General features: G+C 60.9%; 22 protein-coding genes and 1 pseudogene. 15 read left to right on the forward strand and 8 right to left on the reverse strand.

Annotated features, from left to right (window positions below):
- Positions 1 to 15: 15 nt before the first annotated feature.
- Positions 16 to 939 carry a carbon-nitrogen hydrolase family protein gene (locus AC3IT9_RS14985; protein WP_150753564.1) on the reverse strand — a complete coding sequence of 308 codons (924 nt, stop codon included), beginning with the start codon at positions 937 to 939 and terminating at the stop codon, positions 16 to 18.
- Between the two features lie 84 nt (positions 940 to 1,023).
- Here AC3IT9_RS14985 and AC3IT9_RS14990 point away from each other — a divergent pair, with 84 nt between their 5' ends.
- Positions 1,024 to 1,932, forward strand: coding sequence for a LysR family transcriptional regulator (locus AC3IT9_RS14990; protein ID WP_489270223.1), 909 nt, complete (start codon positions 1,024 to 1,026; stop codon positions 1,930 to 1,932).
- A 9-nt stretch (positions 1,933 to 1,941) separates the two neighbouring features.
- Here AC3IT9_RS14990 and AC3IT9_RS14995 read toward each other — a convergent pair whose 3' ends face one another.
- Positions 1,942 to 2,196 carry a hypothetical protein gene (locus AC3IT9_RS14995; RefSeq protein WP_160385467.1) on the reverse strand — a complete coding sequence of 85 codons (255 nt, stop codon included), beginning with the start codon at positions 2,194 to 2,196 and terminating at the stop codon, positions 1,942 to 1,944.
- A 164-nt stretch (positions 2,197 to 2,360) separates the two neighbouring features.
- On the opposite strand from AC3IT9_RS14995, the gene AC3IT9_RS15000 reads away from it, so the two are divergent.
- Positions 2,361 to 2,678: an ElaB/YgaM/YqjD family protein gene (locus AC3IT9_RS15000; RefSeq protein ID WP_150723731.1), complete on the forward strand. Its 318-nt coding sequence runs from the start codon at positions 2,361 to 2,363 to the stop codon at positions 2,676 to 2,678.
- Between the two features lie 59 nt (positions 2,679 to 2,737).
- Here the strand turns inward: AC3IT9_RS15000 and AC3IT9_RS15005 are convergent, their stop codons facing one another.
- Positions 2,738 to 3,778: an Ldh family oxidoreductase gene (locus AC3IT9_RS15005; RefSeq protein WP_489270224.1), complete on the reverse strand. Its 1,041-nt coding sequence runs from the start codon at positions 3,776 to 3,778 to the stop codon at positions 2,738 to 2,740.
- A 234-nt stretch (positions 3,779 to 4,012) separates the two neighbouring features.
- Here AC3IT9_RS15005 and AC3IT9_RS15010 point away from each other — a divergent pair, with 234 nt between their 5' ends.
- On the forward strand, positions 4,013 to 8,845 hold the full coding sequence (locus AC3IT9_RS15010) for a dermonecrotic toxin domain-containing protein (RefSeq protein WP_489270225.1): 4,833 nt from the start codon (positions 4,013 to 4,015) through the stop codon (positions 8,843 to 8,845).
- A gap of 215 nt (positions 8,846 to 9,060) precedes the next feature.
- Complete coding sequence (locus AC3IT9_RS15015) at positions 9,061 to 10,062, forward strand: FecR family protein (protein WP_489270226.1); 1,002 nt, start codon at positions 9,061 to 9,063, stop codon at positions 10,060 to 10,062.
- Positions 10,063 to 10,119: 57 nt separating this feature from the next.
- Here AC3IT9_RS15015 and pvdQ read toward each other — a convergent pair whose 3' ends face one another.
- Positions 10,120 to 12,468: a bifunctional acylase PvdQ gene (pvdQ, locus tag AC3IT9_RS15020; protein WP_489270227.1), complete on the reverse strand. Its 2,349-nt coding sequence runs from the start codon at positions 12,466 to 12,468 to the stop codon at positions 10,120 to 10,122.
- Between the two features lie 249 nt (positions 12,469 to 12,717).
- Between pvdQ and AC3IT9_RS15025 the strand changes: the two genes are divergently transcribed.
- Positions 12,718 to 13,089 (forward strand): fe2+ zn2+ uptake regulation protein, encoded by a 372-nt coding sequence (locus AC3IT9_RS15025; protein WP_489270228.1) that lies wholly within the window; start codon positions 12,718 to 12,720, stop codon positions 13,087 to 13,089.
- 8 nt (positions 13,090 to 13,097) lie between these two features.
- Here the strand turns inward: AC3IT9_RS15025 and AC3IT9_RS15030 are convergent, their stop codons facing one another.
- Positions 13,098 to 13,286 (reverse strand): hypothetical protein, encoded by a 189-nt coding sequence (locus AC3IT9_RS15030; protein ID WP_056724563.1) that lies wholly within the window; start codon positions 13,284 to 13,286, stop codon positions 13,098 to 13,100.
- Between the two features lie 200 nt (positions 13,287 to 13,486).
- Between AC3IT9_RS15030 and AC3IT9_RS15035 the strand changes: the two are divergent.
- A pseudogene (locus tag AC3IT9_RS15035) lies at positions 13,487 to 13,738 on the forward strand (aldo/keto reductase); the annotation flags it as partial.
- A 47-nt stretch (positions 13,739 to 13,785) separates the two neighbouring features.
- Here AC3IT9_RS15035 and AC3IT9_RS15040 read toward each other — a convergent pair.
- On the reverse strand, positions 13,786 to 14,316 hold the full coding sequence (locus AC3IT9_RS15040; protein WP_150723725.1) for a hypothetical protein: 531 nt from the start codon (positions 14,314 to 14,316) through the stop codon (positions 13,786 to 13,788).
- Between the two features lie 385 nt (positions 14,317 to 14,701).
- Between AC3IT9_RS15040 and AC3IT9_RS15045 the strand changes: the two genes are divergently transcribed.
- The 7 genes from AC3IT9_RS15045 (at position 14,702) to AC3IT9_RS15075 (ending at position 19,714) form a co-directional block, all read left to right on the forward strand.
- On the forward strand, positions 14,702 to 15,148 hold the full coding sequence (locus tag AC3IT9_RS15045; RefSeq protein WP_150753558.1) for a DUF411 domain-containing protein: 447 nt from the start codon (positions 14,702 to 14,704) through the stop codon (positions 15,146 to 15,148).
- On the forward strand, positions 15,148 to 15,582 hold the full coding sequence (locus tag AC3IT9_RS15050; RefSeq protein ID WP_150753557.1) for a YqaA family protein: 435 nt from the start codon (positions 15,148 to 15,150) through the stop codon (positions 15,580 to 15,582). Before AC3IT9_RS15045 ends, AC3IT9_RS15050 begins: the two co-directional genes overlap by 1 nt.
- A gap of 85 nt (positions 15,583 to 15,667) precedes the next feature.
- A complete protein-coding gene (locus tag AC3IT9_RS15055) occupies positions 15,668 to 16,693 on the forward strand; it encodes an alpha/beta fold hydrolase (protein ID WP_489270230.1) in 1,026 nt (341 codons plus the stop codon).
- Positions 16,694 to 16,706: 13 nt separating this feature from the next.
- Positions 16,707 to 17,660, forward strand: coding sequence for a D-2-hydroxyacid dehydrogenase family protein (locus AC3IT9_RS15060; RefSeq protein WP_489270231.1), 954 nt, complete (start codon positions 16,707 to 16,709; stop codon positions 17,658 to 17,660).
- Between the two features lie 201 nt (positions 17,661 to 17,861).
- A complete protein-coding gene (locus AC3IT9_RS15065; RefSeq protein WP_489270233.1) occupies positions 17,862 to 18,404 on the forward strand; it encodes a tetratricopeptide repeat protein in 543 nt (180 codons plus the stop codon).
- A 66-nt stretch (positions 18,405 to 18,470) separates the two neighbouring features.
- Entirely contained in the window at positions 18,471 to 18,953 is a 483-nt protein-coding gene (locus AC3IT9_RS15070; RefSeq protein ID WP_489273519.1) for an RNA polymerase sigma factor, read from the forward strand.
- Positions 18,953 to 19,714, forward strand: coding sequence for an anti-sigma factor (locus AC3IT9_RS15075; RefSeq protein WP_489270234.1), 762 nt, complete (start codon positions 18,953 to 18,955; stop codon positions 19,712 to 19,714). Before AC3IT9_RS15070 ends, AC3IT9_RS15075 begins: the two co-directional genes overlap by 1 nt.
- 47 nt (positions 19,715 to 19,761) lie before the next feature.
- On the opposite strand, the gene AC3IT9_RS15080 is transcribed toward AC3IT9_RS15075, so the two are convergent.
- Positions 19,762 to 21,063 (reverse strand): ATP-binding protein, encoded by a 1,302-nt coding sequence (locus AC3IT9_RS15080; RefSeq protein WP_489270235.1) that lies wholly within the window; start codon positions 21,061 to 21,063, stop codon positions 19,762 to 19,764.
- A gap of 4 nt (positions 21,064 to 21,067) precedes the next feature.
- Positions 21,068 to 21,769, reverse strand: a complete 702-nt coding sequence (locus tag AC3IT9_RS15085; RefSeq protein WP_007985461.1) for a response regulator — start codon at positions 21,767 to 21,769, stop codon at positions 21,068 to 21,070.
- Positions 21,770 to 22,036: 267 nt separating this feature from the next.
- Between AC3IT9_RS15085 and AC3IT9_RS15090 the strand changes: the two genes are divergently transcribed.
- Both AC3IT9_RS15090 and AC3IT9_RS15095 read left to right on the forward strand, forming a co-directional pair.
- Positions 22,037 to 23,194 (forward strand): efflux RND transporter periplasmic adaptor subunit, encoded by a 1,158-nt coding sequence (locus AC3IT9_RS15090; RefSeq protein ID WP_151213594.1) that lies wholly within the window; start codon positions 22,037 to 22,039, stop codon positions 23,192 to 23,194.
- 15 nt (positions 23,195 to 23,209) lie between these two features.
- Positions 23,210 to 26,308 (forward strand): multidrug efflux RND transporter permease subunit, encoded by a 3,099-nt coding sequence (locus AC3IT9_RS15095; protein WP_489270237.1) that lies wholly within the window; start codon positions 23,210 to 23,212, stop codon positions 26,306 to 26,308.
- Positions 26,309 to 26,484 lie beyond the last annotated feature (176 nt).

The raw sequence follows: 26,484 nt of genomic DNA on the forward strand, positions 1-26,484 counted from the left end.
AAAGCCCGCAGGGTATCAAGCGATGAAGCGCACCCCGGGTTTGGCGCGCTCGTCCACGGTCAGCTCGAACACATCCGGCCGGGCATAGTGGCCGACCACGTCAAAATCGTAGCGGGCACGTACCAGGTCGTCCGTGTCGATTTGCGCGGTGAGCAGCCCGGCGCTGTCGCGCAGAGGTCCTGCGAGGATGTCGCCCATGGGACCGACGATCACGCTGCCGCCGGCGATCAATGGCCGATCTGACGGCCAGTTGGCGATGTCCAGGCCCAAGGCCTGGGGCGATGCCTGGACCTGACAGGCACTGACCACAAAGCAGCGCCCTTCATGAGCGATGTGACGCATGCTGACTTGCCACATCTCCCGCTCGTCCACGGTCGGCGCGCACCACACCTCCACGCCCTTGGCGTACATCGCCGTGCGCAGCAGCGGCATCATGTTTTCCCAGCACACCAGCGCACCGACGCGCCCGACCTGGCTGTCGATCACCGGCAAGGTCGAGCCATCGCCCTTGCCCCAGATCAGCCGTTCGGTGCCGGTGGGCATCAGCTTGCGGTGTTTGGCCAGCAGCCCGGCCTGCGGATCGAAGTACAGCGCGGTGCAGTACAAGGTGCTGCCAGCGCGCTCGATCACGCCGATCACCAGATTGGCTGCGGTGCGTGCGGACAGCGCCGCCAGCGCCTCGGTTTCCGCGCCGGGTACGTCGATGGCATTGGCAAAATAACGGGCAAAGGCTTCGCGCCCTTGCGGCAGGCGATAGCCCAATTGGGTGCCAAAGCCCTCGCCTTTGGGATAACCGCCCAGCAGCGCTTCCGGCATCACCACCAACCCGGCGCCGGATTCGATGATCGCGTTTTCATAGGACAGGATCTGTTCCAGGGTTTCAGCCTTGCCACCGGGCAAGGCGCCGATTTGCAGAGCCGCAACGATTGATTTGGGCATCTCGGAAACTCCATTCGCATCAGGTGTTGCTCATTCTGCGGCGTCAGGCAATCATCAATAAAGACCGATTCACTGCTGAATGATATGAGCCAAATGAATATCACCGACGTCGACCTCAACCTGCTCAAAGTCTTCGAAGCACTGCACGAAGAGTCCAGCGCCAGCCGCGCCGCACTGCGCCTGGGCGTGACGCAATCGGCCGTCAGCGCGGCCTTGCGTCGGTTGCGCGAGGTGTATGGCGATCAGCTGTTCGTGCGCACCGGACGAGGCCTGGCCCCCTCGCTCAAGGCCAACCAGCTCAAACCGGTGGTCAGCGATGCCCTGAACAAATGCCGGCAAAGCCTGGCGATGGTCGATCCGGCCGCGCACCAGTACGAAGGTCGCTCGGTCACTGTGGGAATGTCGGATGATTTTGAAATTGCCTACGGCCGGCGACTGATCGAAGAAATCGGCCGTAGTGCGCCGAAACTGCGACTGATTTTCCGCCAGACCCACACTCAGATCGTCGCCCAGGCGCTGATGGAGCGCAGCATTGACCTGGCGATTACCGCTGGCGGGTTTGCCGAGCGGCTGCTCAGCCGTCAGGTGCTGGGGGAAGGTGGTTATCTGTGCCTGGCGGACCCGTCGAGCCTGGTCGAGGGCCAGCAGAGCATCAGTCTTGAGGAGTTTGTGGCCCGCGAACACATTCTGGTGTCGTCCGGCGGTTTTATCGGGATTACCGACGAAGGCTTGGCGGCGTTGGGGCTGAGTCGGCGGGTGTGCGCCTCGACCACGCATTTTGCCGCGTTGCCGCATTTGCTCAAGGGCAGCCGGGCCGTGGCGACCATTCCGGCCCATGCCGCCCAAAGCATCGCAACGCTCAGCGGGCTGACGCTGCTGCCCTGCCCCTTGGCCTTGCCACGCTACCCGATCGAACTGGGCTGGCGGACCAGCAACCAGCTTGACCCGGTGGTGTTGAAAGTGCGTGAAGCGATTGTCGCGAGTTTCGCGTGACAGCCGATGTTATTTGCTGGCTGCCATCAGGCGATTGACTTCAGAGCGCACCATATTGGCGAATTCCGGTGGTGACATGCCGTCCAGCTCGGCGCGCACCCATTCCGCCCACTTGCCTTTGCGCTTGGCCCGTTCGCCGAACAACCGCGCGGCCTCACCCTTGGCTTTGCCCAGGTTGTTTTGCCAGAGTTCGAACAGACGGGATTTCTCGTCTTCAAGCGCGGCGCGCTCGGCGAGGGGTTTGTCGGCCAGATTGAAGCTCATGGGAATTTCCTGCTGCGTAAAATTGGCGACATCTTACACTGTAGGGCGAAATGTCCTGCGCCGGTTTTTCAGCAAGATGGCCTCCCCGAGCAAAATAGCTGCAACTTTTCCGACGGCGACTGACTCCATTGTTCACTGCCCACTTACCTGCAAGGAGTACTTCAATGGCCCGCAAAACCGCCGCGCAAGCCGCCGAAGATCAAATCAAGGATCAAGCGTTCAGCGAGCTTCAATCGCTGATCGAAGAGTCGGAAAAGCTGCTCAAAAGCAGCGCCTCACTGGTCGGGGAAGAAGCGGAGACCCTTCACGGACAAATCGCCCTGAAACTCCAGCAGGCCAGGGATTCGGTGAGCAGCGTACGTGACCGGACCCTGCCCGCGGTCGAGGCCACTGAAACCTATATCGGCGGGCATCCATGGCAAACCGTGGCGATTTCTGCCGGGTTTGGCCTGGTGGTGGGGTTGTTGTTGGGGCGTCGATAAACACTGAACCCTGTGGGAGCGGGCTTGCTCCCACAGGAGGTTGCGGTGTATCTAAAGGATCACGCCCCCGCCAACTCCCGCAAGTTCGCCAGCGTCCGGGCATCCAGTTCAATGCCATTGACCTGCGACTTCGCGCGCTGATGATGCCGCCGGTCACCCGGCAAACGCTTCAGGCCGACACCGTGCATCTGCCGCACCAGTTCCTGGCTGCGTTCGGCAAAGCTTTGCCCCGCCGCTTTGCCCGGATCGATCACGATAAGCAATTGGCCAGTCCAGGGGGTCTTGGCGCCAGGGTGGTCCTTCCAGTCGAACTCGAAGGAAAAATTGCCGCCGGTCAGTGCCGCCGCAAGCAACTCGACCATCATCGACAACGCCGAGCCCTTGTGCCCGCCAAACGGCAGCAACGCGCCGCCCTCAAGAATCGCCTTCGGGTCTGTGGTCGGCTGGCCGAGGCTGTCCACGCCCATCCCTGCCGGCAAGCGCTCTCCCTCGCGTGCGGCAATTTGCACATCACCATGGGCAATGGCACTGGTGGCCAGGTCGAAGACAATAGGCTCGCCACCGGCTCGCGGGGCAGCAAAGGCAATCGGGTTGGTGCCGAACAGCGGCCGGTCGGCGCCGTGGGGCACCACGCAGGTCATGCTGTTGACCACGCTCAATGCCACGAGGCCTTCATCCGCGAAGGGTTCGACATCCGGCCACAAGGCCGCGAAATGGTGTGAGTTACGGATCGCCAGCACCGCGATGCCGGCACTTCGGGCTTTCTGCACCAGCAGCTCGCGTGCCGCCGCCAGGGCCGGTTGCGCAAAACCGTTATTGGCGTCGACCCGCACAAACCCTGAAGCCACATCTTCGACCACCGGAACGGCCTGGCCATTGACCCAGCCGCTTTGCAGCGTCGAAACATAACCGGGAATGCGGAATACCCCGTGACTGTGCGCGCCGTCGCGCTCGGCACCGGCGCAGTTTTGCGCCAGCACCCGGGCAACCTCGGCCGACGTGCCGTGACGCAGAAAAATCTTCTCCAGCAAAGCGCTCAGCGCTTCGAATGACAGGTGTGACGGGACCGCGGTAGAGGCGTGATCGTGTGGCGCAGACATCTGAAGCTCCAGACTAATTATTGGAGGGAACAACAGCGTACAAAGACCCGCCGATTAACAACGCGCGGCATGCGACCTGTCAACCTTTCGCTCAGGGTCGATGAGGTATATCCCTGTCACGAATGTCCACGCCCCGTGCGTTATCTATTTACCACCTGCGCCAACGCACCGGCTTTTAGTCTCGAAGCTCAATCCACAGGCGCCTTTGAGTGGCACCTTGAACGAGACTCGACGATGTCTACACCAGTAACTCCGCTGTTTTTCCCCGAGGCGCTGACGTCGCGCGGCCTCTGGAAAGAACTTGGCAAAACCCACGGCCTGACGCAAAAGGACTTCGAATGGTTCAGCCAAATCGAACTGGCCACCCAGGCACTGCGTGATGAGCAGACGCCGCCCATGCTGGCGAAGAAAATCCTGCTGAAAATCCAGGGCCTGGAACCCGTGGCGCTGGCTGGCAGCTTTGTGCTGACCGCGACGCCCGAAGACAATGGCATGATTCTCTACACCCCGTACGCCGGAATCAAAAAATTCGCCAACCGTACGGCCCTGACCAAACAACTGGTGACGCAACTCAAGGCGGCCAGCGAAGACGACGACCTGCTGGCCTTCATGGCGCTGTCTCAACGCAAGACCGTGGTGGACGCCGCCGACATCGAACTGGACTTTCAAACCATCGACGGCGACGTGTTCGAAGACCAGCGCGACACCCTCTCCACCCATCAGCAACTCAACGACCAGGCCCTGCTCGACGAATTGAAAGCGCTGCCGTCCCTGACTTCGCTGCTCGACACATTGCTGAGTCAACAGCTGACGGCGTCGTTCCCCGGTCTGGATCAGAGCCGGACCCAAGTGAACTTCTACCAGGCAACAACGCCAGAGAATGCTGACGAAAGCCATGCGGCGCGACGCTGGGTCAACTCCCTGTCCCTGAGTGAGGCCGTCCTCCTGCACTATCGCCATCAGCGTTGGCCAGCCGGGTCTTCCCCTGAGTTTTCCCATCCGAAAAAGTCCCCGGCAAAAACCGACCAGCCACTCTGGGAGGCAGGCGTCACGACGATCTCGCGCCAACTGATCAGCCTGCTGGTCGGGCAGCTCGAAGGTTTCTGGGCTGCGCCGAGCGCCGATGGCGCATCGCGTCGCCAGCTCTTCGGCCAGGCCATCGCCGATCAGGCGCGAGTGCAACTGCTGCTCAAGCGCGAAGCCGGGATCATCACCCCTGAGCAAAGCCAGGATTTGCACGCGTTGATCTCGACGGCTAGCCGGACGAACGAATCAATGACGGTCGAAACCGTGCGCCTGTGGGAGTACCAGGCCAATTATGTGGAGTTGGCCGGCTCACTGATGGTCAGCGCCAGCAATGCGTTTCTCTACACGCCCACCGCAGGCCTGCAGGTGCTCAAGGACTATCAGGACTTGCGCGATACGGTGCTGAGCAAGTTCAGCGCAGCCGGTCACGAGGATGAGTTCTACGGCCTGCTGAGCCTGGAGGAGCGCCAGTGTTTCATTGGTTTTGACCGGCCGAATGTGACCGGCGAAGTGATTTCCGGCGAGATCTTCCCCAAGCTCTTCGACCGGATCATCGGCAAGCAACTGCAGAACCTGGAATATGCCCTGCAAGTGTTCCGTCACAGTGACGGCAGCGTGGACATCCATGCTCTGTTCGACAAGGCGCTGGATATCCGCTCGATGATCAGCGAGCGCCTGCTGATACTGACTACCGACGAACGCTGGAGCACGCGGCCCGTGTTATCCGGCGATCAGCATCCCTCAACTGTGCTGGCCGATACGGCGGAGACTTTCGTCAAGACCTTCAGCGACATCGAAACACAGATCAACGCAGATTTCGCAGCACAACCGGTCGCTTCTCTGGCCTTGCAACGGGTCTATCTGGAAAACATCAAACCCCGCCTGACCCATGCACTGTCCGTTGGCCTGCGTGGCGAAGCCAGCCTGCGGGTACTCGACTCGACGCTGCGGGATGCGGATCGGGACATTGTCGACACGGTATTCAATCCGGACCAGACCGACCGGCTAAACCGTCCGTCCCTCAAGGGCTTCCGACCCGATGCCTACTCATTGACGCTGGAGTGCTCCGGCCAGGAGGATGCCCTGCCTCTGGCCCATTGCCTACTGTTGACCGAGCGTGGCGGACTCGACCCCTCGCATTCCGGCCGGACGATCCTGTGGACACCCGCCGAGGGCCTGGAAGTCTTTGACACCATCAATCGTGCACGGCTGGAACTGAACCGGCGCCTGCTCGAACCGCAACAACGCCTGGCGTTGCTGGAAAACCTGACCCCGACCCAACGCATCTTTCACCAGCGCTACTCATTGGGTCCGCTGCGGCTGATTGAAGGGCCTGCATTGGAGCGGGTCGCGCAATCGTCCATCGAGCACTTTTTGGCTCGCTGCGAACACGTACGCACTTTCGATCTGAGCGACACGAAGAAGAAAAAAGCCCTTAAAACCCTGACCACAACGGTGCTCAACACCAACCTGCGAAGAGCCACGTCGATCGCCCGGGCGATCAGCCAACAGCAGTCCCTGCCCGCCTGGCTGGGAATGGCTCCGCTGCAAGAGCAGCGACTGCACCTTGAACTGCTGGAGCAATACCGCAACAGCGTTGTTGAGGACAAAGACTATTTACACGGGATCAAACCCCTCAAGTCGTATGTGCATGAAACACTGAAATCGTTGCTCGCCAGCCGCTTCCCCGCCACAGCGCTGGACCCTGACAATATTGAAATCACCCCGAACCTGGCCCTGGTCGGCCCCGCCCGGACCCTCACCGAGTTCGCCTTGCACCACGTCAACATTGCGCAAGGCACCGGGTTCAAGGTCGGGTCGGCAACCACTCAATCGCTGCCCCGGGGTCTGGACCAGGCGGCTGTCCGCCAACTGTTGCTGTCATTGGACATTGCGCAGAACTACGCCAAACAGGTCACGGACAGCTTGTCGAATCAAGCGGCCGACGTCGAAAGCAGGGTGTTGCGCTTCGCCAAACAACTGCCCTGGCAACTGCTGCAACACGCCCACGAACTGAAACTGCAGCAGCGACTGTCCGACAGTGCTTTCGATTTGCTTCGGCAAGTATTCGACATGCCGGACGCCATCGCCCGGGCGGCCGTAGAAGGCGCACACGCCATTGCCCGACCACTGGAACTGCTCAAGACAAGCGGTACCTCCGCCGTCAAGGCGCTGGGCCTGTACCTGGTGGGTCCCGGCGAAGGCAAGGCAGGCCCGCAAATCCTCTATGCCCCCTACCACCCCGGTGGCTCACCGTTCGTTGAGTTTGATAATGAGGCCAGCATTGTCTCGGCGCTCAACACACCGGGGCCATTGCAGGACATGTTGCTCCGTCGCCTGCCGGACAGTCAGCAAACCGTGTTTCGCAACCTGTTCAAGTCCACCGTCGGCCAATCGAGCGAAATCACCCTTGCGTCCAACCCCATCGGTGGCAATCTGCTCACCCGTTTGTTCCAGGACAACACCCAACTGCTGACGCAATTGCTCGGCAGCCAGACGCACGCTAGCGGTCAGGCGGACTGGGAGGCCGTTAAACACCTGTTCGGCTCCGGCATCGTGCGCATCTCAGGCCTGCTGCCGGGCAAACTCGCGTATGTGCAGTTTCTCTGGAAGGCCTACAAGGACGCCCTGAATTCGGCCGAAAACCTGCAGGACCATCACTGGGGGAAGGCAATGCGCGACTTTATCGCCGGGGCGGCGCAAATCGTGTCGTTGGGCCGGTTATCGCTTGAAGGATGGGTCGATACCGCTGAGGCAACCGGCGAAGCCGTTGCGCAACCGATTGCCACCCCTGTTATCACGCAACCCTGGTCACAGGTCCGGTCGACAGCACCGCTGCGCACGCGGCTGCAACCGTTCGAAACATCGGTCGAGCTCAAGGACCTGACGAAAAGCAGCACGGACGGCACCTACCTTGAAACAGCCAGCAAGAAATCCTTCGCCTCCATTGCCGGCAAGGTGTACGGCGTGAACAAGATCGGGGCGGTCTGGAAAATAATCAAAGGCGAGGAAGAAGGCCCCGTGTTACAGGCCGCATCCGACAAGCAGCTGGTGATCGACCCGGACACCCATACCGTGCACTTCGGCAAAGCCGTCTCGAAAATGCACAACCAGTTTGCCTATGCCCATGCCGCCTGGGAGGTGCTGAACATCGAGGCCCGGGGGATGGAAGAAATCCGCGCAAAACATCCCGAAAAAGCCCACATGATCGTGCAGGCCATCGACTTGGCGCGCTTTTACGCGTTCAACAGCCTGCACAACCTGGTACAGCTCAGGAAACTCGTCCCGGGCACACGGCTCGATACCTTCCTCAAACACTTCTTTGATGTTGGTCAGGTCGACAAAGCACTGATCGACAAAATCAAACAAGCCATCGTTCCCATCTGCAACGCGCTGGTCGATCCCGATGAAGACTTGATGAACTCGCAACGCTTTATCGTGGGTTCAAACCGGGACCCGAGGAACAACCTCATCGCGTTTGTCCTGGACAAGGATCAACAGCGCAATGTGCATTTCACCGAAAGGTTCTTCGATCAACAGCTCGACTGGTACAAATCCGGTTTAACCCAACCCTTCGATGTCGACGGCCACAGCCAGGCCGCCACGCTGATACACGAGTTCGCTCATATGTTTTCCGAGGCCGTGGACATTGCACCCCTTGAGGCCAGGCGGCCGTTCAGCGATCTGGTTTCGTCGATCACCGCCTATGGCGCAGAAAGGAAACAGACTCAGCTGGACTTCCAGCGAAAAGCCTTGTCGATGGAAACGCCAGAGGAGGAACTGTTCGCACGCTGGAACAATGGGCTGCAATCGTGGATCAGCCTGGATTCGATTGCGGATTCTTACCATATCGGCAAGGCTATCCTGCGGCTGACTGGCAGCAAGACCATGGATAAGGCACGGGAAGCTTTTTTAAACGTGCAGGATTCGAAGTTCCGAATCGACGTCATTTTGCACAATGCAGACTCGATCGCCTTTTTGATCTGCGAAATGGGCCGGCAACTGGACCCGGTACCGGTCGCTACGACCTCTGAAACCTGATCCTGGCGTAATAACGCGCAGATTCCCGGATCTGCGCTGCACAGCGGTGTTTGTTTTGATCTTTTTTTCACGCGCCCTATGGATACTGCTACCCGATAGCAGGTGTTTCAGAGGCCAGACGTTGAAAAAAAATTACCCATTGATGGTTAAATGCCATGACTGATGTTCTCGCAGACTTCCCCCAAGGTTAGAATGCAGGAAATCAGGAAGGGCCAATGACCGACCACACGCTTTCGGAAGCCGAATACGACGCCATCACCGACGCCGCCGCGCATTGGTGCATGCGTCTGCACGCCAATGACTGTACCGAGCAAGAACGCCAGGCGTTCGAGCAATGGCGTGATGCGCATCCGCTCCATGCCTTCGAGTACGAAGCGATGCTGGAGATCTGGGATGTCGCTGGCGACTTACCCCGTCCCGAACCTGTGGTGCCGCTGGTTCGCACCCAACCCGTAAACCCGTGGCGCCGCCTGGCTATTGCAGCGGCGGTGTGCGCCCTGGCAGTGCCTTTGGCCGGTTATGGCGGCTGGCACCTGGGCTGGGTTCCGAACGCGTACCAGCATTTCGAAGCGTCCGACAATGTTCGAACGGTCACCTTGAAGGACGGCAGCCAGGTGGAACTGAACCTGGGCAGCGAGCTGACCTACAGCAACTACAAGGATCAGCGACGAGTCACGCTGGAAAAAGGCGAAGCGTTCTTCTGGGTCAGCCATGACACCCGTCATCCGTTTGTGGTCAAGGCGGCCGAAGGCCGGATTCGCGTGACCGGCACCCAATTCAACGTCTGGATGTATGAAGACCAGGTCAAGGTCAATCTGATCGAGGGTTCGGTACTGGTCAGCAGCAACGCCGACCTGCAAGGCGACGGTTTGCGCCTTGGCCCGGCGATGCAGGCCAGTTATCGCCACGGCGACTTCATCCCCCGCATCAGCCAGACCTATGACAATGACAGCTCGCTGGCCTGGCGCCAGGGCAAGCTGGTGCTCGACGATCTGGCCCTGAGCGATGCGCTGCCCTTGATCAATCGCTACCTGGACAAACCGTTGATGGTGGCTGACCACAGCACCGGCTCGATCCATATCGGCGGCATCTACAACATCAAAGAGATCAACGGCCTGGTGAAGTCCTTGCCGCGGGTCCTGCCGGTCTACCTGACCCGCAACCAGAACGGCAATCTGGTGGTCAACGCAATTCCGCAAAAGTCCCCGAAAAGCTGAAAAGACCGCCACCCTTGCGGGGTGCGGCCTTCAGCGCTCATGCAAAACTCCACTACTTTACTGCGCGGCCACCTTTGCATCCTGCTGACGGATCGTCTGCACCTGATAGTCCGGATCGGACAGGATCTGTTGCTCGGTGAAAGGCAGCACGCTCCATTGCTTCCTGGAGAATGCCTGTGTCTGGTCCCGTGAGTACTTCGAGGCCGGATCGCTGGACAACGAGAACGCCAGCAGCCCTTTGGCCTGCGGTCCGTTTTCGTCGAAGGTCACCACTTGCAGGTAACTCGTGCCGCTGACCACTTCGCGCTTGCCATCGCTGCGTGGGATGCTCTGGATGGCGTTGTAGACACCCAGCGTCCCCGGACCGCCGTGGATCGGTGTCTGTTGTCCGCCGCTGCTGACCACCTGGATATCGCCCCAACGGCTGTCGGGTTTCAGTCCTGATGCCTTGACCAGTTCAGCCGAAGCCAGCATCGCTGCCCGTAGCGCCTTCACCACTTGCGGTTGATCGACTGCCAGTCCACGCGGCGTATGTAGCGGGTCCTGCGGATCGAATGCCACGCGCCATACGTCCGGCACTGGCTCCAACGCCTCCATGACATTCTGGAAGTGCACAAAGCCCAGACCGCTGCTCAGGTTTGCATTGCGGTCCCAGGCCTTGAGGCTGGCGCACAGTGGCGTGAGCGCTTTGGCATCGGCACCGAGATCCGCCGCGCAGAACTGCAGCAGATCCGGCATCACAAGATTCGCCTGATAAACCTGATCGTCCATGACCATGCGCTGCAAGTCCGCTGCCCCGACCTTGCCGGCCTGGGCCAGCGTGTTCAAACGGTCCAGGGCAAAGCGTGAACGCAGCCCCAATGGCTGGCTGTCCTGGCTGATCAATGGCGAATAGCCGGTCAGCGGTTGCGCCGGGTTGGCCATCCATGCCGAGTCGTTGGCGTGCTGGACAAAATCCTTGCGCAGCAATTGCGGCAACTTGTCCGCTGCATAGATACCCTGTTGTGGCGCCTGTGGGTCGATGTCCCAGGCACAGGCGCTATTGGAGCCGTCAAGAATGATCATCTGCAAGCCAACTCGCGGATCGCTGCATTGCGCCAGCTTGTCGACGCTGACGTTGGGCACCACCGAGAGGTTCATGTACAGCGTCTGCCCCTGATCGTCCGCCGCCAGCGTGTTGACCCACGGAATGCCCTGGATCTTGTGCACCGAGGCCTGGAAATCCTTGAGGTTTTCAGCGCGGTTCATCGCGTACCACTGCTGCAGAACGCGGTCGTTATCCAGATTGGCGTCGCGCAGACTGAAGGCGTACTGACGATCCCAATCCAGTTTTCCCGGCCATTGCACCACCGGACCGAATTTCGAACTGTAGACCACATGTGAAATCGCCTGGACCTGCCCGTCCGCCTGCCTGACGTTGACGGTCACAGTCTGCTTGTCCATCGGCAAGGACTGACCGTCGAGCAGGTAACGGGTCGAATCCTTGGGATCGAGTTGCAGGCGATACAGCGTGAAATGCCTGGACGAATCCACTGTGTGGGTCCAGGCCAGATGTTGATTGAAACCGATGTTGATCAGCGGCAGGCCGGGCAACGCCGCGCCCATCACGTCCAGTTTGCCGGGAATGGTCAGGTGCATCTGGTAAAAGCGCATGCCGCCCACCCACGGAAAGTGCGGATTGGCCAGCAACATGCCGCGTCCGTTGAAGGAACGCTCACTCCCGACCGCGACAGCGTTGCTGCCCCGGTCCAGGGCAAAGCGCTGCATCCGCGTGTCGGCCACCTGGAACGCTGGTTGTGCACTCGACGCCTGGGCCGCGGCTTTGGGTGGCGTGGCACCGGCCAGGGCTTCGGCAAACTGGCCGACGCCACCTTCGACCAACAGGCGCCGGGTCAGCTTGACCAGATCCGAGGGGGTGATGTCGCGCACCCAATCGCCCTGGCACTGCGGCGGCAAACCCTGGGCTCGACGCTCGCTCAAGGAGCGGTTATACCCCGCCACATAACCTTCGACCAACTCACGCACTGGCGGGGTCTGGGCCTGCCAGAAACCGGCGACGGCTTGCGGGGTGTTCAGCCAGGTGAAAAATACATCGCTGACCAGATTCTCCCGCTCCTCAACGGAGAACTGATCCGGCCCGAAGTACCGCGAACGCTCACCGTTGACCGTAGTGATCTCGTTGGCCAGCAGGCACAGGTTGTCCTGGGCGTAGGCATAGCCGATGCCGTACCCGAGCCCGCGCTCGTTGTCAGCGCGGATGTGCGGCACGCCGAAACCGGTTCGGCGGATGTCGGCGCTCGTTTGCGCAGGCGCACCACTCGCGCTCGCCGTAAGGCTCAGCCCCAGGCTCAACCCCAGAGTCACACCCGCCAGGCTCAACCTGGTTAACTGGCTGGAAATAATCACACTCGCTCCTGATCGAAAAAACGATGGCCACAGCTGCGCATATCCACGCGCACCGTGCCTCCCTGTAGGGACGAAGCTCACCACGAAAATTTAAGGAATTACTGCGCAACAACCCATGGTCTGACAGGTTGATCACGCGATGGCGACAAATTTTCTACATTCGAACCTTCATGATTCGGGCTGCTCATACGTCTAGTCCTGTAAGAGCGCCCATTTTTTCCTGATCAGGCTCTGAAAAGGAGTTTTGCAATGTACAACTCGCAACTGCCAACGGATGGCAGCAACGCGCCAAAGGGTACTTCCATGGGAGTCGGCGTATTCGAGCCGCGTACCGATCGCCGCCGCAACGAGCGGATAAGGATCCTGCTCAAAAGCTTTGGCCTGCGAACCAGCCTGATCCGCCTGAAAGTCATCGACGCCCTGCTGACGGCCGCCGAAAACGACCGCAGCCTTGGTGTGCGCGGCGTGCACAGCCAATTGCTGGACCTGGATATTCCCCTGTCCTTTCTCAGCGTGCGTGAAGTGCTAAAGCGCTTGTGCAGCGAAGGCGTGATTGTCCTCAATTCCGACAAGAGCTACAGCCTGCATCCACAGGCTGCTGCCATTTTGCGCAACCGATGATCGTATGATCAGGGCTTGACCTTGCGGCGCATCACGCCATTGATGACCACCACGACCACCGCCACGCCAATGGCGATGTACTGGAACAGTTTTTCGCTGATGACGCCGGTGTTCTGCAACCAGGAAAGGCCAAACATGATCCCCAGCACCACCAGGGAGATCAGAATCGAGTATTTCAAACGTTGCGACTGAGTCATTGCGGGTTCCTGAATCTGAAAATGTATCCGGTTTGTATCGACGCCCATGCCAAACGCTTACACTGTTTCGGGGATAAGCGGTTACGAGCGGGGTCTCATGTTACAGCCGATGAAGAGTTTTAGCTTCATTGCGGCGATAACCATGAGGACTTTCAAATGTTGCGTCGAATCACACTGCTGATTCCCCTGCTGGCCATCCTGAGGTACAAGCACTGGCGGCAGAGAACGGTGTGACGGCGAGCCAACTGGCGCTGGCGTGGGTGCTGGCCCAGGGTGATTACCTGATTCCGATTCCGGGTACCAAGCAACGCAAGTACCTGGAAGAAAACGTGGCCGCTCTGGATGTGACGCTAATCGCCGAAGAACTGCACGCGCTGGAAGCGATCTTTCCGGCGAATGCCACCGCAGGCCTGCGTTATCCGGAAGAAGTCATGAAACTGCTCGACCGGTAAGGGCCGCCGGCCCGCTCAATGAACCGGGCGGGCCGGGCAACATGGCCTCAGGCCTCGTCCGAGAGAATACTGCCTGGCCTCACCATGGGGCCGTTGCTCTTGCCGTAAGTTTCCAGGTTTTGCAGCACGTAGATCGCTTTTTTGAACTCGGGAACCAGGTAGTTGGCGTACTTGTTACCCTTCAGATTGTTATTCTGGATGTTCTCCAGTTGCGTGGCGAAATATTCCAGTGCATTGAACTTAGCGTCAGGGTCTTTGATGCCAAACCGGTCGAACTTGTCACCGGCATTGCTCAGCGTGACCGCCGTCACATCACTGATCAGGCCACGTTCTTTCAGAAAGACACTGAGACTGCCCATGGATTTGACTGAAACATTAGTAGGATCAAAACCCTTCATCTGCTTGCGCAATTTCATCTTGTCCATCTTGACTGTATCCAGTTCAACTGGATTGTCGCCCACCAGGTCAAGCATCTGCCTGACCTTGACGCTCTGGGGAACAGGCTTTGATCTGCTGACGGTATCTCGAACCAACAGGCCCGCTTTCGCGGTCCAGGCGCCGGTATATCCGATAGTCATTGAAAACTCCTTGTTTGGCCAAGTTAGGAGGTCAGGAGTATCGGCCGGAGCACTTGAGGTCACCAAACTTTAATTCAGAGCTTTAACAATTTTCGTACAATTAAGATACATACTGTAAAACTTCTTGTTTATTGGGTCTTGGCACATTAAAGAATGGTCCTTCAGACTTTTCTTACATAGCGGCTAGTTGGTTTTAATCAACACCGATACTTACCCTCGGCATTTCAACCTGACGATTTTGTAATGTGCCCCTCATCTACCTGACAGCGATGATCTACCATTATCGAATGGCAGACCTTTGTAGCAATTCGAAACACTCCTTGAATGTCTGACCAATAAAAATGGTCAGAATGCGTTTTTTTGCCCGTTAGCCGAGACGAATCCCATGCGAAACCCTCTGCGTCTGATCGCCCTGAGCGCCCTGTTCATGTCCTCCCTGGCCCAGGCCGCCGACCTCATTCCGATCGAGGTTCATCGCGACGCCAACTGTGGCTGCTGCAAAAAATGGATCACCCATCTGGAGGCCAATGGCTTCAAGGTCGAAGACCACGTCGAAGCCAACATGAGTGAGTTCAAGCAACAGCACGGCGTGCCGCCGCGCCTGGCGTCGTGCCACACCGCGTTGATCAACGGCAAATTCGTTGAAGGTCATGTCCCGGCCGACCAGGTCCTGGCCTTGAGCAAGCGCGACGATCTGTTGGGCGTCGCTGCGCCCGGCATGCCCATGGGTTCGCCCGGCATGGAAATGGACGGCATGAGCGATGCCTATCAGGTCATCGGCCTGAAAAAGGACGGCACTGACGTGGTGGTTGCGGACTACCCCGCCCATTGATGTCCGGCGCGTACCTCGGGCTGTTTTTCGCGGCATTCGGTGCCGCCACGCTGCTGCCGTTGCAATCCGAAGCCGTGCTGGTCGGATTGCTGCTCAGCGACAGGTACTGGCTCTGGGCACTGCTGGCGGTGGCAACGTTTGGCAACGTTCTGGGGTCGCTGCTTAACTGGTGGCTGGGGCGCGGGATCGAGCGGTTCCGCGACCGACGCTGGTTTCCGGTGAGCCCCCGACACCTGGAAAAGGCCCGACTGCATTACCAACGCTACGGCCACTGGTCATTGCTACTCAGTTGGCTGCCGGTGCTCGGCGATCCGCTGACGCTGGTCGCCGGGGTCATGCGCGAGCCGCTGGGGCGCTTCCTGCTGATCGTCACCCTGGCCAAAGGTGCCCGCTACGGCGTGCTGGCCATGGCGACTCTGGGCTGGATGGGTTGAACCATCAAGGGCGGCGGTTGCCTGTGTTTAATGCCGCCCTAATCGAGTCGATCCAGCATCGGCGGATTTTCCATGGAGCTCTCCCATGTCGCGCCCCTTTTCCCGCTGGTTACCTGGCCTGCTGTTGACCGCCACCCTGCCCGTCATAGCCCACGCGGAAGGACCGGAATACGGTCCCGAGTTGCAGGGTTTCGACTACCCCTACACCCTCAAGCACTTCGCCTTTGAATCCCAGGGCCAATCCCTGCAAATGGGTTATATGGATGTCGCCGCCCACGGCAAGGCCAATGGTCGCAGCGTGGTGCTGATGCACGGCAAGAATTTCTGCGGTGCCACCTGGGACAGTTCGATCAAAGCCCTCAGCGACGCCGGCTATCGGGTCATCGCCCCGGACCAGATCGGCTTTTGCACCTCCAGCAAACCGGCGCACTATCAGTACAGTTTCCAGCAACTGGCGACGAACACCCAGCAATTGCTCAAGGCCCTGGGCATCCAGCAAGCCACTCTGCTGGGGCATTCCACCGGCGGCATGCTTGCCACTCGCTATGCCTTGCTATACCCCGAACAGGTCGAGCAACTGGCGCTGGTCAACCCCATCGGCCTGGAAGACTGGAAAGCCCTCGGCGTGCCCTACCGCACGGTTGACCAATGGTACGAGCGCGAACTCAAACTCAGCGCCGACGGTATCCGCAACTATGAACGCAGCACCTATTACGGCGGCCGCTGGAAGCCGGAATTCGATCGCTGGGTCGACATGCTCGCCGGCCTGAACAAAGGCCCGGGGCATACGCAAGTCGCGTGGAACTCGGCGCTGATCTACGACATGATCTTCACCCAACCGGTTTACTACGAATTCCAGAACCTGAAGATGCCGACCCTGCTGTTGATCGGTACGTCCGACACCACCGCCATCGGCAGTGACATCGCCTCCCCCGAGGTCAAGGCGAAGCTCGGGCACTACGACGTCCTTGGCAAGCAAGTGGCCAGGCTGATTCCCCAGTCCACGCTGGTCGAGTTCCCAGGCATGGGCCACGCGCCACAAATGGAAGAACCGGCACAATTCCACCAGGCCCTGCTCGCCTGGCTGAACAAGACCAACCCCGTGCATTGAAGAGGAAAGGCTGATGCCTGTGCAGATTGCAGTGATTGATGATTGGCAGGATGTGGCGCGGGACGTGGTGGACTGGTCGGCGCTGGACAGCGTCGGCCAGGTGAGTTTTCTCCATGACTACCCCTCCGATACCCCATCCCTGGCCGAGCGCCTGGCCGGGTTCGAGGTGATTTGCGTGATGCGCGAGCGCACCCGTTTCGATGAAGACCTGCTGCGCCGGCTGCCGAAACTCAAACTGCTGGTGACCGGCGGCATGCGTAACGCCGCCCTGGACCTGAAAGCCGCCGCCGCGCTGGGCATTTCGGTCAGCGGTACCGACAGCTACAAACACGCCGCGCCGGAACTGACCTGGGCGCTGATCATGGCCGCGACCCGCAACCTGGTGGTCGAAGCCAATGCCCTGCGTGCCGGCCAATGGCAACAAGGCCTGGGTGGCGACCTGCATGGCAAGACACTGGCCATCCTCGGTCTGGGCAGCATCGGCCAGCGAGTCGCACAGTTCGGTCAGGTGTTCGGCATGCGCGTCATCGCCTGGAGTGAAAACCTCACCGCCGAACGTGCGGCGCAGGTCGGTGTGACCTTTGTCGGCAAGCAGGAACTGTTCGAACAGGCCGACGTGCTGTCGGTGCACCTGGTGCTCAGCGAGCGCAGCCGGGGCCTGGTGGACGCGCAAGCACTGGGCTGGATGAAGCCCACGGCGCTGCTGGTGAACACTGCTCGCGGCCCCATTGTCGATGAAGCGGCGCTGATCAAGGCGCTGCAGAAACAACGGCTGGCCGGCGCCGCACTGGACGTCTTCGAGCAAGAGCCGCTGTCCGCCCTGCACCCGTTCCGGACCCTGGACAATGTACTGGCGACGCCCCATGTCGGGTACGTGAGCCAACAGAACTACCAACTGTTTTTCTCGCAAATGATCGAGGACATTCAGGCCTGGTCGGCGGGTACTCCGATTCGTTTGCTGGGTTGATACCCCAATTTGGGAGCGAGCCTGCTCGCGATAGCGGTGTATCAGTCGACATCAACGTTGAATGACACTCCGCTATCGCGAGCAGGCTCGCTCCCACAACGAATAATTGTTCACGCTGCGGTGTTCTCATCACATCAACCTTGCGCTGCATCTGGCGGGGCGCGACCTGATCCAAAACCATGAACCTGTGGAGCAACGCCCATGAATATTCGCTTTGCTGTTTCGATGCCCCCTCTGTTGCTGAGCGTTGCGTTGTCCGGCTCCCTCGCCCTGGCCAACGGAGGCGGTGGGGACGACGACGCGCCCATCAGGCCCAACTGCCCCAAAGGTCAGGTATTCGACAGCAAATCCAAGCGTTGCGTCAGGCAGACCAGCAAACTGGTGCCGGACGAAGACCGCACCAACTATGCCTATCGACTGGCCAAGGACGGGCGTTACGAAGAAGCCCTGGCCCTGCTCGACACGCTGAAACAGCCAAATACCGCAAAAGCGTTGAACTATCGCGGCTACGCCACGCGTAAACTGGGACGTACCGACGAAGGCATCGGCTATTACCTGCAATCGGTGAACCTCGACCCGCAGTACGCGCAAGTCCGCGAATACCTCGGCGAGGCCTATGTGGTCAAAGGCCGGCTGGATCTTGCACAGGAGCAACTGCGGCAGATCGAATCCATCTGTGGCAGCACTCAATGCGAGGAGTACCAGGACCTGGCCGAAGCCATCAAGGGTTCATCGAAAACCTGACAACCCGAGCGGACGGAGGTCGCCATCGCCAGCGATCAGGCAATACGAACGGAACTGAACCAGCATCTGGCGCGTTTATGGCGCTACGGCCTGCTGCTGTCCCGGCAACGGCATGTCGCCGATGACCTGGTGCAAGCCACTTGCGTGCGGGCGCTGGAACGGGCCGGGCAATACGTGGCGGGGACGCGCATGGACCACTGGCTGCTGAGTATTCTGCATTCGATCTGGCTCAACGAAGTCCGCGCCCGGCGGGTGCGCCAGGGTCAGGGCTGCGTGGACGCCGATCAGGCCTTGTCGTTCGATGGTGAGTCCGTGGCCCAGACCCACGTGTTGGCAGCGCAGGTCATCCGCCGCGTCGATGCGTTGCCCGAGACCCAGCGCGAAACGGTGTTTCTCGCCTACGTCGAAGGCTTGTCCTACCGCGAAGTCGCTGAAGTATTGCAAGTGCCCATCGGCACGGTCATGAGTCGCCTGGCCGCCGCGCGGGCGAAACTGGCTGAATACCCACCGTTGCACACGGTGCCCACCCCCAACCGGGGAGAACATTGATGAACGCGATACTCTCGGACGAACAACTGGTGGCTTACCTCGACAACCAACTCGATACCGAGCAGCGCGCGCGTATCGACGCGGCCATCATCGCCGACCCGATGCTCGGCCTGCGCCTGCAATGGCTGGATCGCAGCAGCCTGCCGTTCAAGGACGCCTACGATGAACTGGCCCGGCAGGCGCCGGTGGATCGCCTGCAAGCCATGCTCGCCACGCTGCCCTCACCCGCCCGCCCCGCGCTCAATCGCCGCTGGTTCCTGGCCGCCGCGGCCGGGCTGTTGGCCGGCGGCGTGCTGGCGGACCGTTTGTTCCTCGTCTGGCAAGCGAGCCGGCAGACACACAACTGGCGCGGCCTGGTGGCCGATTACATGGCGCTCTACGTGCCGGAAACCCTGGATCATTTACCCGCTGATGAAGCCGCCCAACGGGCACAACTGCGGACCATCGATGCGCGTCTGGGCCTCAACCTCGTGCCAGCAAAACTGAGCCTGCCTCGTGCCGAGTTCAAGCGTGCGCAAATCCTCGAGTACGACGGCGCGCCCATCGCCCAGATCACCTACCTCGATCCGGCGCACGGCCCCATGGCGCTGTGCGTCACCCGCTCCAACAGCGGCAGCCGCCAATTCGCCCGGGAGCAGCGGCGCGAGCTGAACATCGTGTATTGGGCTGACATGGAACACGCCTGGATGCTGATCGGGCATCAACCGATCGAGGATCTGGAAGCGATGGCGAAGCTGTTGCGCAGTCGCCTGAGTACCTGAGAAACTTTGGCTCAACGCAGGCGCTGCGGCAGCGCCTGCGAAGCGCGTCAGGCCGAAGCCGGTAACCACAAGCGAAACCGTGCTCCGCCCAGCGGCGAGGCTTCCACCGTCAGCGTCCCACCCTGTGCCTCCAGCGCGCGGCGGCTGATCGCCAGTCCCAATCCGAAACCACCCGTGGCGCGGTCGCGACTGCGGTCGAGGCGGTAGAAGGGTTCGAAGATCCGCTCGCGCTCGTCGTCCGGAATGCCGATGCCGTCATCGTCGACCCAGATTTCACAGCCGCCGACATAAACCTGCACACCGATCTGAATACGCTTCTCGCAGTAGCGCATGGCATTGCGCAGCAGGTTTTGCAAGGCGCGGGCGGTGAGGCGCGGGTCCAGGCTGAAACGTTCGAACTGGCCGTGCAGCAGCACGTCGATGACGATTTCCGGGGACTCCATTTCTTCGTCGACGCTGCCAAGAATGCTGTCGATGAATTCATCCAGCGACACCTCGACCTGCTCCGGTAGCCGCGCCGGGTTTTGCAGGCGACTGTAGGACAGCAGCTCCAGCACCAATTCATCGAGTTCACGAATGTGCGCCACCAGGCTTTGCAGGCGCTCGCGGCTGGCCGCCGGCAAGTCGTCGGACAGTGCCAATGCCAAACCGAAATCCAGGCGCGTCAGGGGCGTGCGCAACTCGTGAGACACCGCATTGAGCAAGTCCCGCTGCTGATTGAGCAGGCTCTCGATGTCGCCGGCCATGGTGTCGAACACACTGGCCAGGCTGCCGATGTTGGAACTCGGGGAGATTTGCGTGCGCTCGCCCAAGTGGCCCTTGCCAAAGCGTTCGGCCGCGCCCTTGAGGCGTTCCAGATCACGCCAGTGCGGGCGCAGCCACAGCAACAGGCACGCGAGCATGGTCGCGCCGATCAGGACGTTGATGCTCCAGTACAACAGGTTGACGTCCAGCGGGTCCGGTGGCACGACCATTTGCACCACGGTGCGCTCATTCAGCGGCGCGACCGCCAGTGTGCGCCAGCCCCAGTCGCCCACGCGCACGACGTTCTCGCCGCGGCGCAAGCGCTGCTGCTCATCAGGGGTCAGGCTGCTGTCGTCATTGCTGCTGAGCACGATGTGCAGAGGAGAGAAGTCCTTGTCCATTTCAGCGGCCAGGGTCGGCCACTGTTCGGCCGGGACCGCGTGGAACTGTTTGACGATCAGCGTTTGCAGCCCTCGCGAGTAATCGAGGTTGTAGGTGACAAAGCGCTCCTGGAACACCTTGACCACCAGGTCCGGCACCAGATAGATCGCCGCGCTGAAAGAGACGATGGTCACCAGGTACAAACGAAAGAGGATTCTGAACATCGGCTCAGCATTCCCACTCGGAGCGGCTGAACAGGTAACCCTTGCCCCACACGGTCTTGATCTTGCGCGCCTCGCCGGCATGGTCGTCGAACTTGCGCCGCAGCTTGGAAATCGCCACGTCCACCGAACGGTCGGTGCCATTGAATTCGATGCCGCGCAGGCGTTGCAGGATCTGGTCGCGGCTCAACACTTCGCCGGCATGCCGGGCCAGCACCACCAGCAGGTTGTACTCACCGCTGGACAGCTCCACCAATTGCTCGCGCCAGGTCACGGTGCGTTCGGACAAATCGATGCACAGGTTGCCCATCAGAATGCGGTCGTTGGCGGTCTGCGGCTCGCTGAGGCTGCTGCGGCGCAACAACGTCCGCACCCGGGCCAGCAGCACCCGCGGCTCGCAGGGTTTGGTGACGTAGTCGTCGGCCCCCATTTCCAGGCCCAGGACCTGGTCGTGGCTGTCGTCGCGGGCAGTGAGCATCAGGATCGGCAAGGTCGCCGAATCGGCGCGCAGCAGGCGACAGACTTGCAAGCCGTCGAGACCGGGCAGCATCAGGTCGAGGATCACCAGGTCCGGCGGATTGAGCCGCGCACGTTCGCGCACATGGTCACCGCGACCGATCACGCTGACGGAATAACCGTTGCGTTCCAGGTAGCTGGCTATCAGTTCGGCGAGGGCGGTGTCGTCTTCGACCAGGAGGATGTTGGGCATGGGGTGTTTCCAGAAAGTGCTGTGGCGTCCGCACCGGCCTCTTCGCGAGCAGGCTCGCTCCCACAGGGGACTGCATTTCAACTGTGGGAGCGAGCCTGCTCGCGAAGGCGGCCTGTAAGGCGCAATAGAAATCAAGGACTGAAGGATATACGCCCTCACTCGTCTCTGAGTAAAACCCTTACACAATTTCACACAGCACCAACAAAGCTTCACCGCTACCCTCGCCGTCGCCCAGTAGGATGCTGGGGGTCTTTATTGGGGTATTACATGTCGAATAATCTGCTTGCCAGGCTCAGCCTGATTGCACTGGCGTTGACACTGGGCGCGTGTGACAAGTCCTCGAACGCCGAGGAACAGGCGCCGCTGGCCACGGTTCGCATCGAAACCATCGAAGCGCGGCCACTGACCATCAGCAGCGAACTGAGCGGGCGGATTGCCGCACCGCGCATGGCCGAAGTGCGTGCCCGCGTGGCGGGCGTGGTCTTGCAGCGCACCTTCCGTGAAGGGAGTGACGTGAAACAGGGCGATGTGTTGTTCCGCATCGACCCGGCGCCGTTCAAGGCTGACCTGGACAGCGCCGAAGCGGCGTTGCGCAAGGCAGAAGCCAACGCGTTCCAAGCCAGATTGCAAGAGCAACGCTACGCCCGATTGATCGACGACAAGGCCATCAGCGGCCAGGACTACGACAACGCCCAGGCCAACGCCCGGCAGACCGCCGCCGACGTCGCCGGCAACAAGGCTGCGGTGGAACGTGCCCGGTTGAACCTCGGTTACGCCACCGTCACCGCGCCGATTTCCGGGCGTATCGGTCGCGCGCTGGTCACCGAAGGTGCGCTGGTCGGGCAGAACGAAACCACGCCGCTGGCGCTGATTCAGCAACTGAACCCGATTCATGCCGACCTGACCCAGTCCACCCGCGAACTCAACGAACTGCGCCGCGCCTTCCGTTCCGGCCAGTTGCAGCAGGTCGGCCAGGACCAGGCCAAGGCCACGCTGATTCAGGATGACGGCAGCCTCTACCCGCTGCCGGGCAAAATGCTGTTCAGCGACATCACCGTCGACCCGGGCACCGGCCAGATCATCCTGCGCAGCGAGTTCCCCAACCCCGACCTCGACTTGCTGCCCGGCAGTTTCGTGCGCGTACGCCTGGAACAAGCGGTCAACCAGCAGGGTATCAGCGTGCCGCAACGGGCCATCCAGCGCGACAGCGCCGGCATCGCCCAAGTGCTGCTGCTCGACGCCGAACAGCGGGTCGGGCAGCAACCGGTCGAACTGGGCGCCGTACAGAACGATCGCTGGATCGTCACCGGCGGCCTGAAAGCCGGCGACCGCATCGTCATCGAGGGCCTGCAGCACGCCCGCCCCGGCGAGAAAGTGCAGATCGACGACACCCCTCTTCCCCTTGCCCAGGTAACTGGTCAGTAAGCAGGACGCTTTTTTATGCCGCAGTTCTTTATCGACCGCCCGGTGTTCGCCTGGGTGGTTGCCCTGTTCATCCTGCTGGCCGGTGCGCTGGCCATTCCGCAACTGCCGGTGGCGCAATACCCGGATGTTGCGCCGCCACAAATCGAAATCTACGCCGTGTACCCGGGCGCTTCGGCGCAAACCGTGGACGAGAGCGTGGTCAGTCTGATCGAGGAAGAGCTCAACGGCGCCGATCACCTGTTGTATTTCGAATCCCAGAGCAGCCTGGGCAGCGCCACCGTCAAGGCCACCTTCCAGCCGGGTACCAACCCGGAACTGGCCCAGGTGGATGTGCAGAACCGCCTGAAAGCCGTGGAGTCACGCCTGCCGCAAGCGGTGATCCAGCAGGGTTTGCAGGTGGAGAAAGTCTCCTCCGGCTTCCTGCTGCTGATCACCCTGACCTCCAGCGACGGCAAACTCGACGACGTGGCGCTCAGCGATTACCTGGCGCGCAACGTGATGAACGAGGTCAAGCGTCTGGACGGCGTCGGCAAGGCGCAGCTGTACGGCGCCGAACGGGCGATGCGGATCTGGATCGACCCGCAGAAACTGCTCGCCTTCAACCTGACGCCGGCGGACGTCAACACCGCCATCGTTGCGCAAAACGCCCAGGTGTCGGCGGGCAGCATCGGCGATCTGCCGACCCGCACCACCCAGGAAATCACCGCGACCATTCTGGTCAAGGGTCAGTTGTCGACCCCCGAAGAGTTTGCCGACATCGTCCTCAAGGCCAATCCGGACGGCTCGACCGTGCGCATCAGCGATGTGGCGCGGGTCGAGATCGGTAGCCAGGAATACCAGTTTTCCACACGCCTGAACGGCAAACCGTCCACCGCCGTCGCCGTGCAGCTCTCGCCCGGTGCCAACGCGCTGAACACCGCGACCCTGGTGCGGGCGAAGATGGACGAACTCAAGCGCTATTTCCCGGCGAACGTCGAGTACTCGATCCCGTACGACACCTCGCCTTTCGTCAAGGTTTCGATCACCAAGGTGGTCTACACCCTCTTTGAGGCGATGCTGCTGGTGTTCGCGGTGATGTTCCTGTTCCTGCAGAACATCCGCTACACGCTGATTCCGACCCTGGTGGTGCCGGTGGCATTGATGGGCACTTTTGCGACGATGCTGGCGCTGGGGTTTTCGATCAACGTGCTGACCATGTTCGGCATGGTGCTGGCCATCGGCATTCTGGTGGACGACGCCATCGTGGTGGTGGAAAACGTCGAACGGATCATGGCCACCGAGGGCCTGTCGCCCAAGGAAGCCACGCGCAAGGCCATGCAGCAGATCACCGGGGCCATCATCGGCATCACCCTGGTGCTGGTCGCGGTGTTCATTCCGATGGCGTTCATGCAGGGCTCGGTCGGGGTGATCTACCAGCAGTTCTCGCTGTCGATGGCCACCTCGATCCTGTTCTCGGCCTTCCTCGCCCTGACCTTGACCCCGGCCCTGTGCGCGACGTTGCTCAAGCCGATTGCCAAAGGCGAGCACCACGAAAAGACCGGGTTCTTCGGCTGGTTCAACCGTCGCTTCGAGCAACTGACCGACCGTTATCAGGGCTGGGTTGCCTATGCGTTGAAACGTACCGGGCGCTACCTGCTGATCTACGGCGTGCTGCTGATCGGTCTGGGCCTGGCCTTCAGTCGCCTGCCCTCCTCGTTCCTGCCGGTGGAAGACCAGGGTTACACCATCACCGACATCCAGTTGCCGCCGGGTGCGAGCAAGAATCGCACGGTGCAGGTGGCCGAGCAGGTTGAAGCGCACAACGCCGGTGAGCCGGGCATTCGCGACAGCGTGGTGATTCTCGGGTTCAGCTTCTCCGGTAGCGGGCAGAATGCGGCGCTGGCGTTCAGCACCCTCAAAGACTGGTCCGAGCGCGGCAGCGACGATTCGGCGGCTTCGATTGCCGACCGGGCCAACGTCGCCCTCAGCCAGATCAAGGATGCGGTGACGTTTGCCGTGCTGCCGCCGCCCGTGGATGGCCTGGGTACGTCCAGCGGATTCGAGTTCCGCCTGCAGGATCGCGGTGGTCTCGGCCATGAGAAGTTGATGGAAGCCTGCACCGGGTTACTCGCGGCGGCCGAAAAAAGCCCGATCCTGATGAACGTGCGCGAAAGCGCCCTGGCCGAGGCACCGCAGGTGCAACTGGTGGTCGACCGCAAGCAGGCCAACGCGCTGGGAGTGTCCTTCGCCGACGTCGGCAACGTGCTGTCCACGGCCGTGGGCTCGGCCTACATCAACGACTTCCCCAATCAGGGACGGATGCAGCGCGTCGTGGTGCAGGCCGAGGGCGACCAGCGCAGTCAGGTGGAAGACCTGCTGAAAATCCACGTGCGCAACACCCAAGAAAAAATGGTGCCCTTGTCGGCCTTTGTGCAGGCCAAATGGACTCAGGGCCCGGCGCAGTTGACCCGCTACAACGGCTACCCGGCGATCAGCATTTCCGGTGAGCCGACGCCGGGCCACAGCACCGGTGAGGCCATGGCCGAGATCGAGCGGCTGGTGGCGCAGGGCCCGGCGGGCCTGGGCCAGGAATGGACCGGGTTGTCGTTGCAGGAACGTTTGTCCGGCAGCCAGGCGCCGATCCTTCTGGGGCTGTCGCTGCTGATCGTGTTCCTGTGCCTGGCGGCGTTGTACGAGAGCTGGTCGATCCCGACCTCGGTGCTGCTGGTGGTGCCGCTGGGTGTGCTCGGCGCGGTGCTGGCCGTGACCTTGCGCGGGATGCCCAACGACGTGTTCTTCAAGGTCGGGCTGATCACCATCATCGGCCTGTCGGCGAAGAACGCGATCCTGATCATCGAGTTCGCCAAGAGCCTCTACGACGAAGGCCACGACCTGATCGACGCCACCCTGCAAGCGGCACGCCTGCGGTTGCGGCCGATTGTCATGACCTCCCTGGCGTTCATCCTTGGCGTGGTGCCGCTGGCGATCGCGACCGGCGCCAGTTCGGCGAGCCAGCAGGCCATCGGCACCGGGGTGATCGGCGGGATGATCACGGCGACCTTGGCCGTGGTGTTCGTACCGGTGTTCTTTGTGGTGGTGATGAAACTGGTGCGCAAGCGACATAAAAACACCTGATCAACACCACTGTCCCAATGTGGGAGCGGGCTTGCTCGCGAAGGCTGCTTAACATTCAACGTTGATGTTGGCTGGAAAATCGCTTTCGCGAGCAAGCCCGCTCCCACAAGGGGATCTCGGTGATTTCAAGATTGGGGTCACCTGGGCTAAGGTGATTGCAAAGCCCCGAACCATCG

This window comes from Pseudomonas sp. KH_046_1 (genome assembly GCF_057839025.1).

Excerpts from the sequence above, each read along its gene's own strand:
- AC3IT9_RS14985 (WP_150753564.1), bottom strand. The coding sequence starts at position 939 with ATGCCCAAATCAATCGTTGCGGCTCTGCAAATCGGCGCCTTGCCCGGT.
- AC3IT9_RS14990 (WP_489270223.1), top strand. The coding sequence starts at position 1,024 with ATGAGCCAAATGAATATCACCGACGTCGACCTCAACCTGCTCAAAGTC.
- AC3IT9_RS14995 (WP_160385467.1), bottom strand. The coding sequence starts at position 2,196 with ATGAGCTTCAATCTGGCCGACAAACCCCTCGCCGAGCGCGCCGCGCTT.
- AC3IT9_RS15000 (WP_150723731.1), top strand. The coding sequence starts at position 2,361 with ATGGCCCGCAAAACCGCCGCGCAAGCCGCCGAAGATCAAATCAAGGAT.
- AC3IT9_RS15005 (WP_489270224.1), bottom strand. The coding sequence starts at position 3,778 with ATGTCTGCGCCACACGATCACGCCTCTACCGCGGTCCCGTCACACCTG.
- AC3IT9_RS15010 (WP_489270225.1), top strand. The coding sequence starts at position 4,013 with ATGTCTACACCAGTAACTCCGCTGTTTTTCCCCGAGGCGCTGACGTCG.
- AC3IT9_RS15015 (WP_489270226.1), top strand. The coding sequence starts at position 9,061 with ATGACCGACCACACGCTTTCGGAAGCCGAATACGACGCCATCACCGAC.
- AC3IT9_RS15025 (WP_489270228.1), top strand. The coding sequence starts at position 12,718 with ATGTACAACTCGCAACTGCCAACGGATGGCAGCAACGCGCCAAAGGGT.
- AC3IT9_RS15030 (WP_056724563.1), bottom strand. The coding sequence starts at position 13,286 with ATGACTCAGTCGCAACGTTTGAAATACTCGATTCTGATCTCCCTGGTG.
- AC3IT9_RS15040 (WP_150723725.1), bottom strand. The coding sequence starts at position 14,316 with ATGACTATCGGATATACCGGCGCCTGGACCGCGAAAGCGGGCCTGTTG.
- AC3IT9_RS15045 (WP_150753558.1), top strand. The coding sequence starts at position 14,702 with ATGCGAAACCCTCTGCGTCTGATCGCCCTGAGCGCCCTGTTCATGTCC.
- AC3IT9_RS15050 (WP_150753557.1), top strand. The coding sequence starts at position 15,148 with ATGTCCGGCGCGTACCTCGGGCTGTTTTTCGCGGCATTCGGTGCCGCC.
- AC3IT9_RS15055 (WP_489270230.1), top strand. The coding sequence starts at position 15,668 with ATGTCGCGCCCCTTTTCCCGCTGGTTACCTGGCCTGCTGTTGACCGCC.
- AC3IT9_RS15060 (WP_489270231.1), top strand. The coding sequence starts at position 16,707 with ATGCCTGTGCAGATTGCAGTGATTGATGATTGGCAGGATGTGGCGCGG.
- AC3IT9_RS15065 (WP_489270233.1), top strand. The coding sequence starts at position 17,862 with ATGAATATTCGCTTTGCTGTTTCGATGCCCCCTCTGTTGCTGAGCGTT.
- AC3IT9_RS15075 (WP_489270234.1), top strand. The coding sequence starts at position 18,953 with ATGAACGCGATACTCTCGGACGAACAACTGGTGGCTTACCTCGACAAC.
- AC3IT9_RS15080 (WP_489270235.1), bottom strand. The coding sequence starts at position 21,063 with ATGTTCAGAATCCTCTTTCGTTTGTACCTGGTGACCATCGTCTCTTTC.
- AC3IT9_RS15085 (WP_007985461.1), bottom strand. The coding sequence starts at position 21,769 with ATGCCCAACATCCTCCTGGTCGAAGACGACACCGCCCTCGCCGAACTG.
- AC3IT9_RS15090 (WP_151213594.1), top strand. The coding sequence starts at position 22,037 with ATGTCGAATAATCTGCTTGCCAGGCTCAGCCTGATTGCACTGGCGTTG.
- AC3IT9_RS15095 (WP_489270237.1), top strand. The coding sequence starts at position 23,210 with ATGCCGCAGTTCTTTATCGACCGCCCGGTGTTCGCCTGGGTGGTTGCC.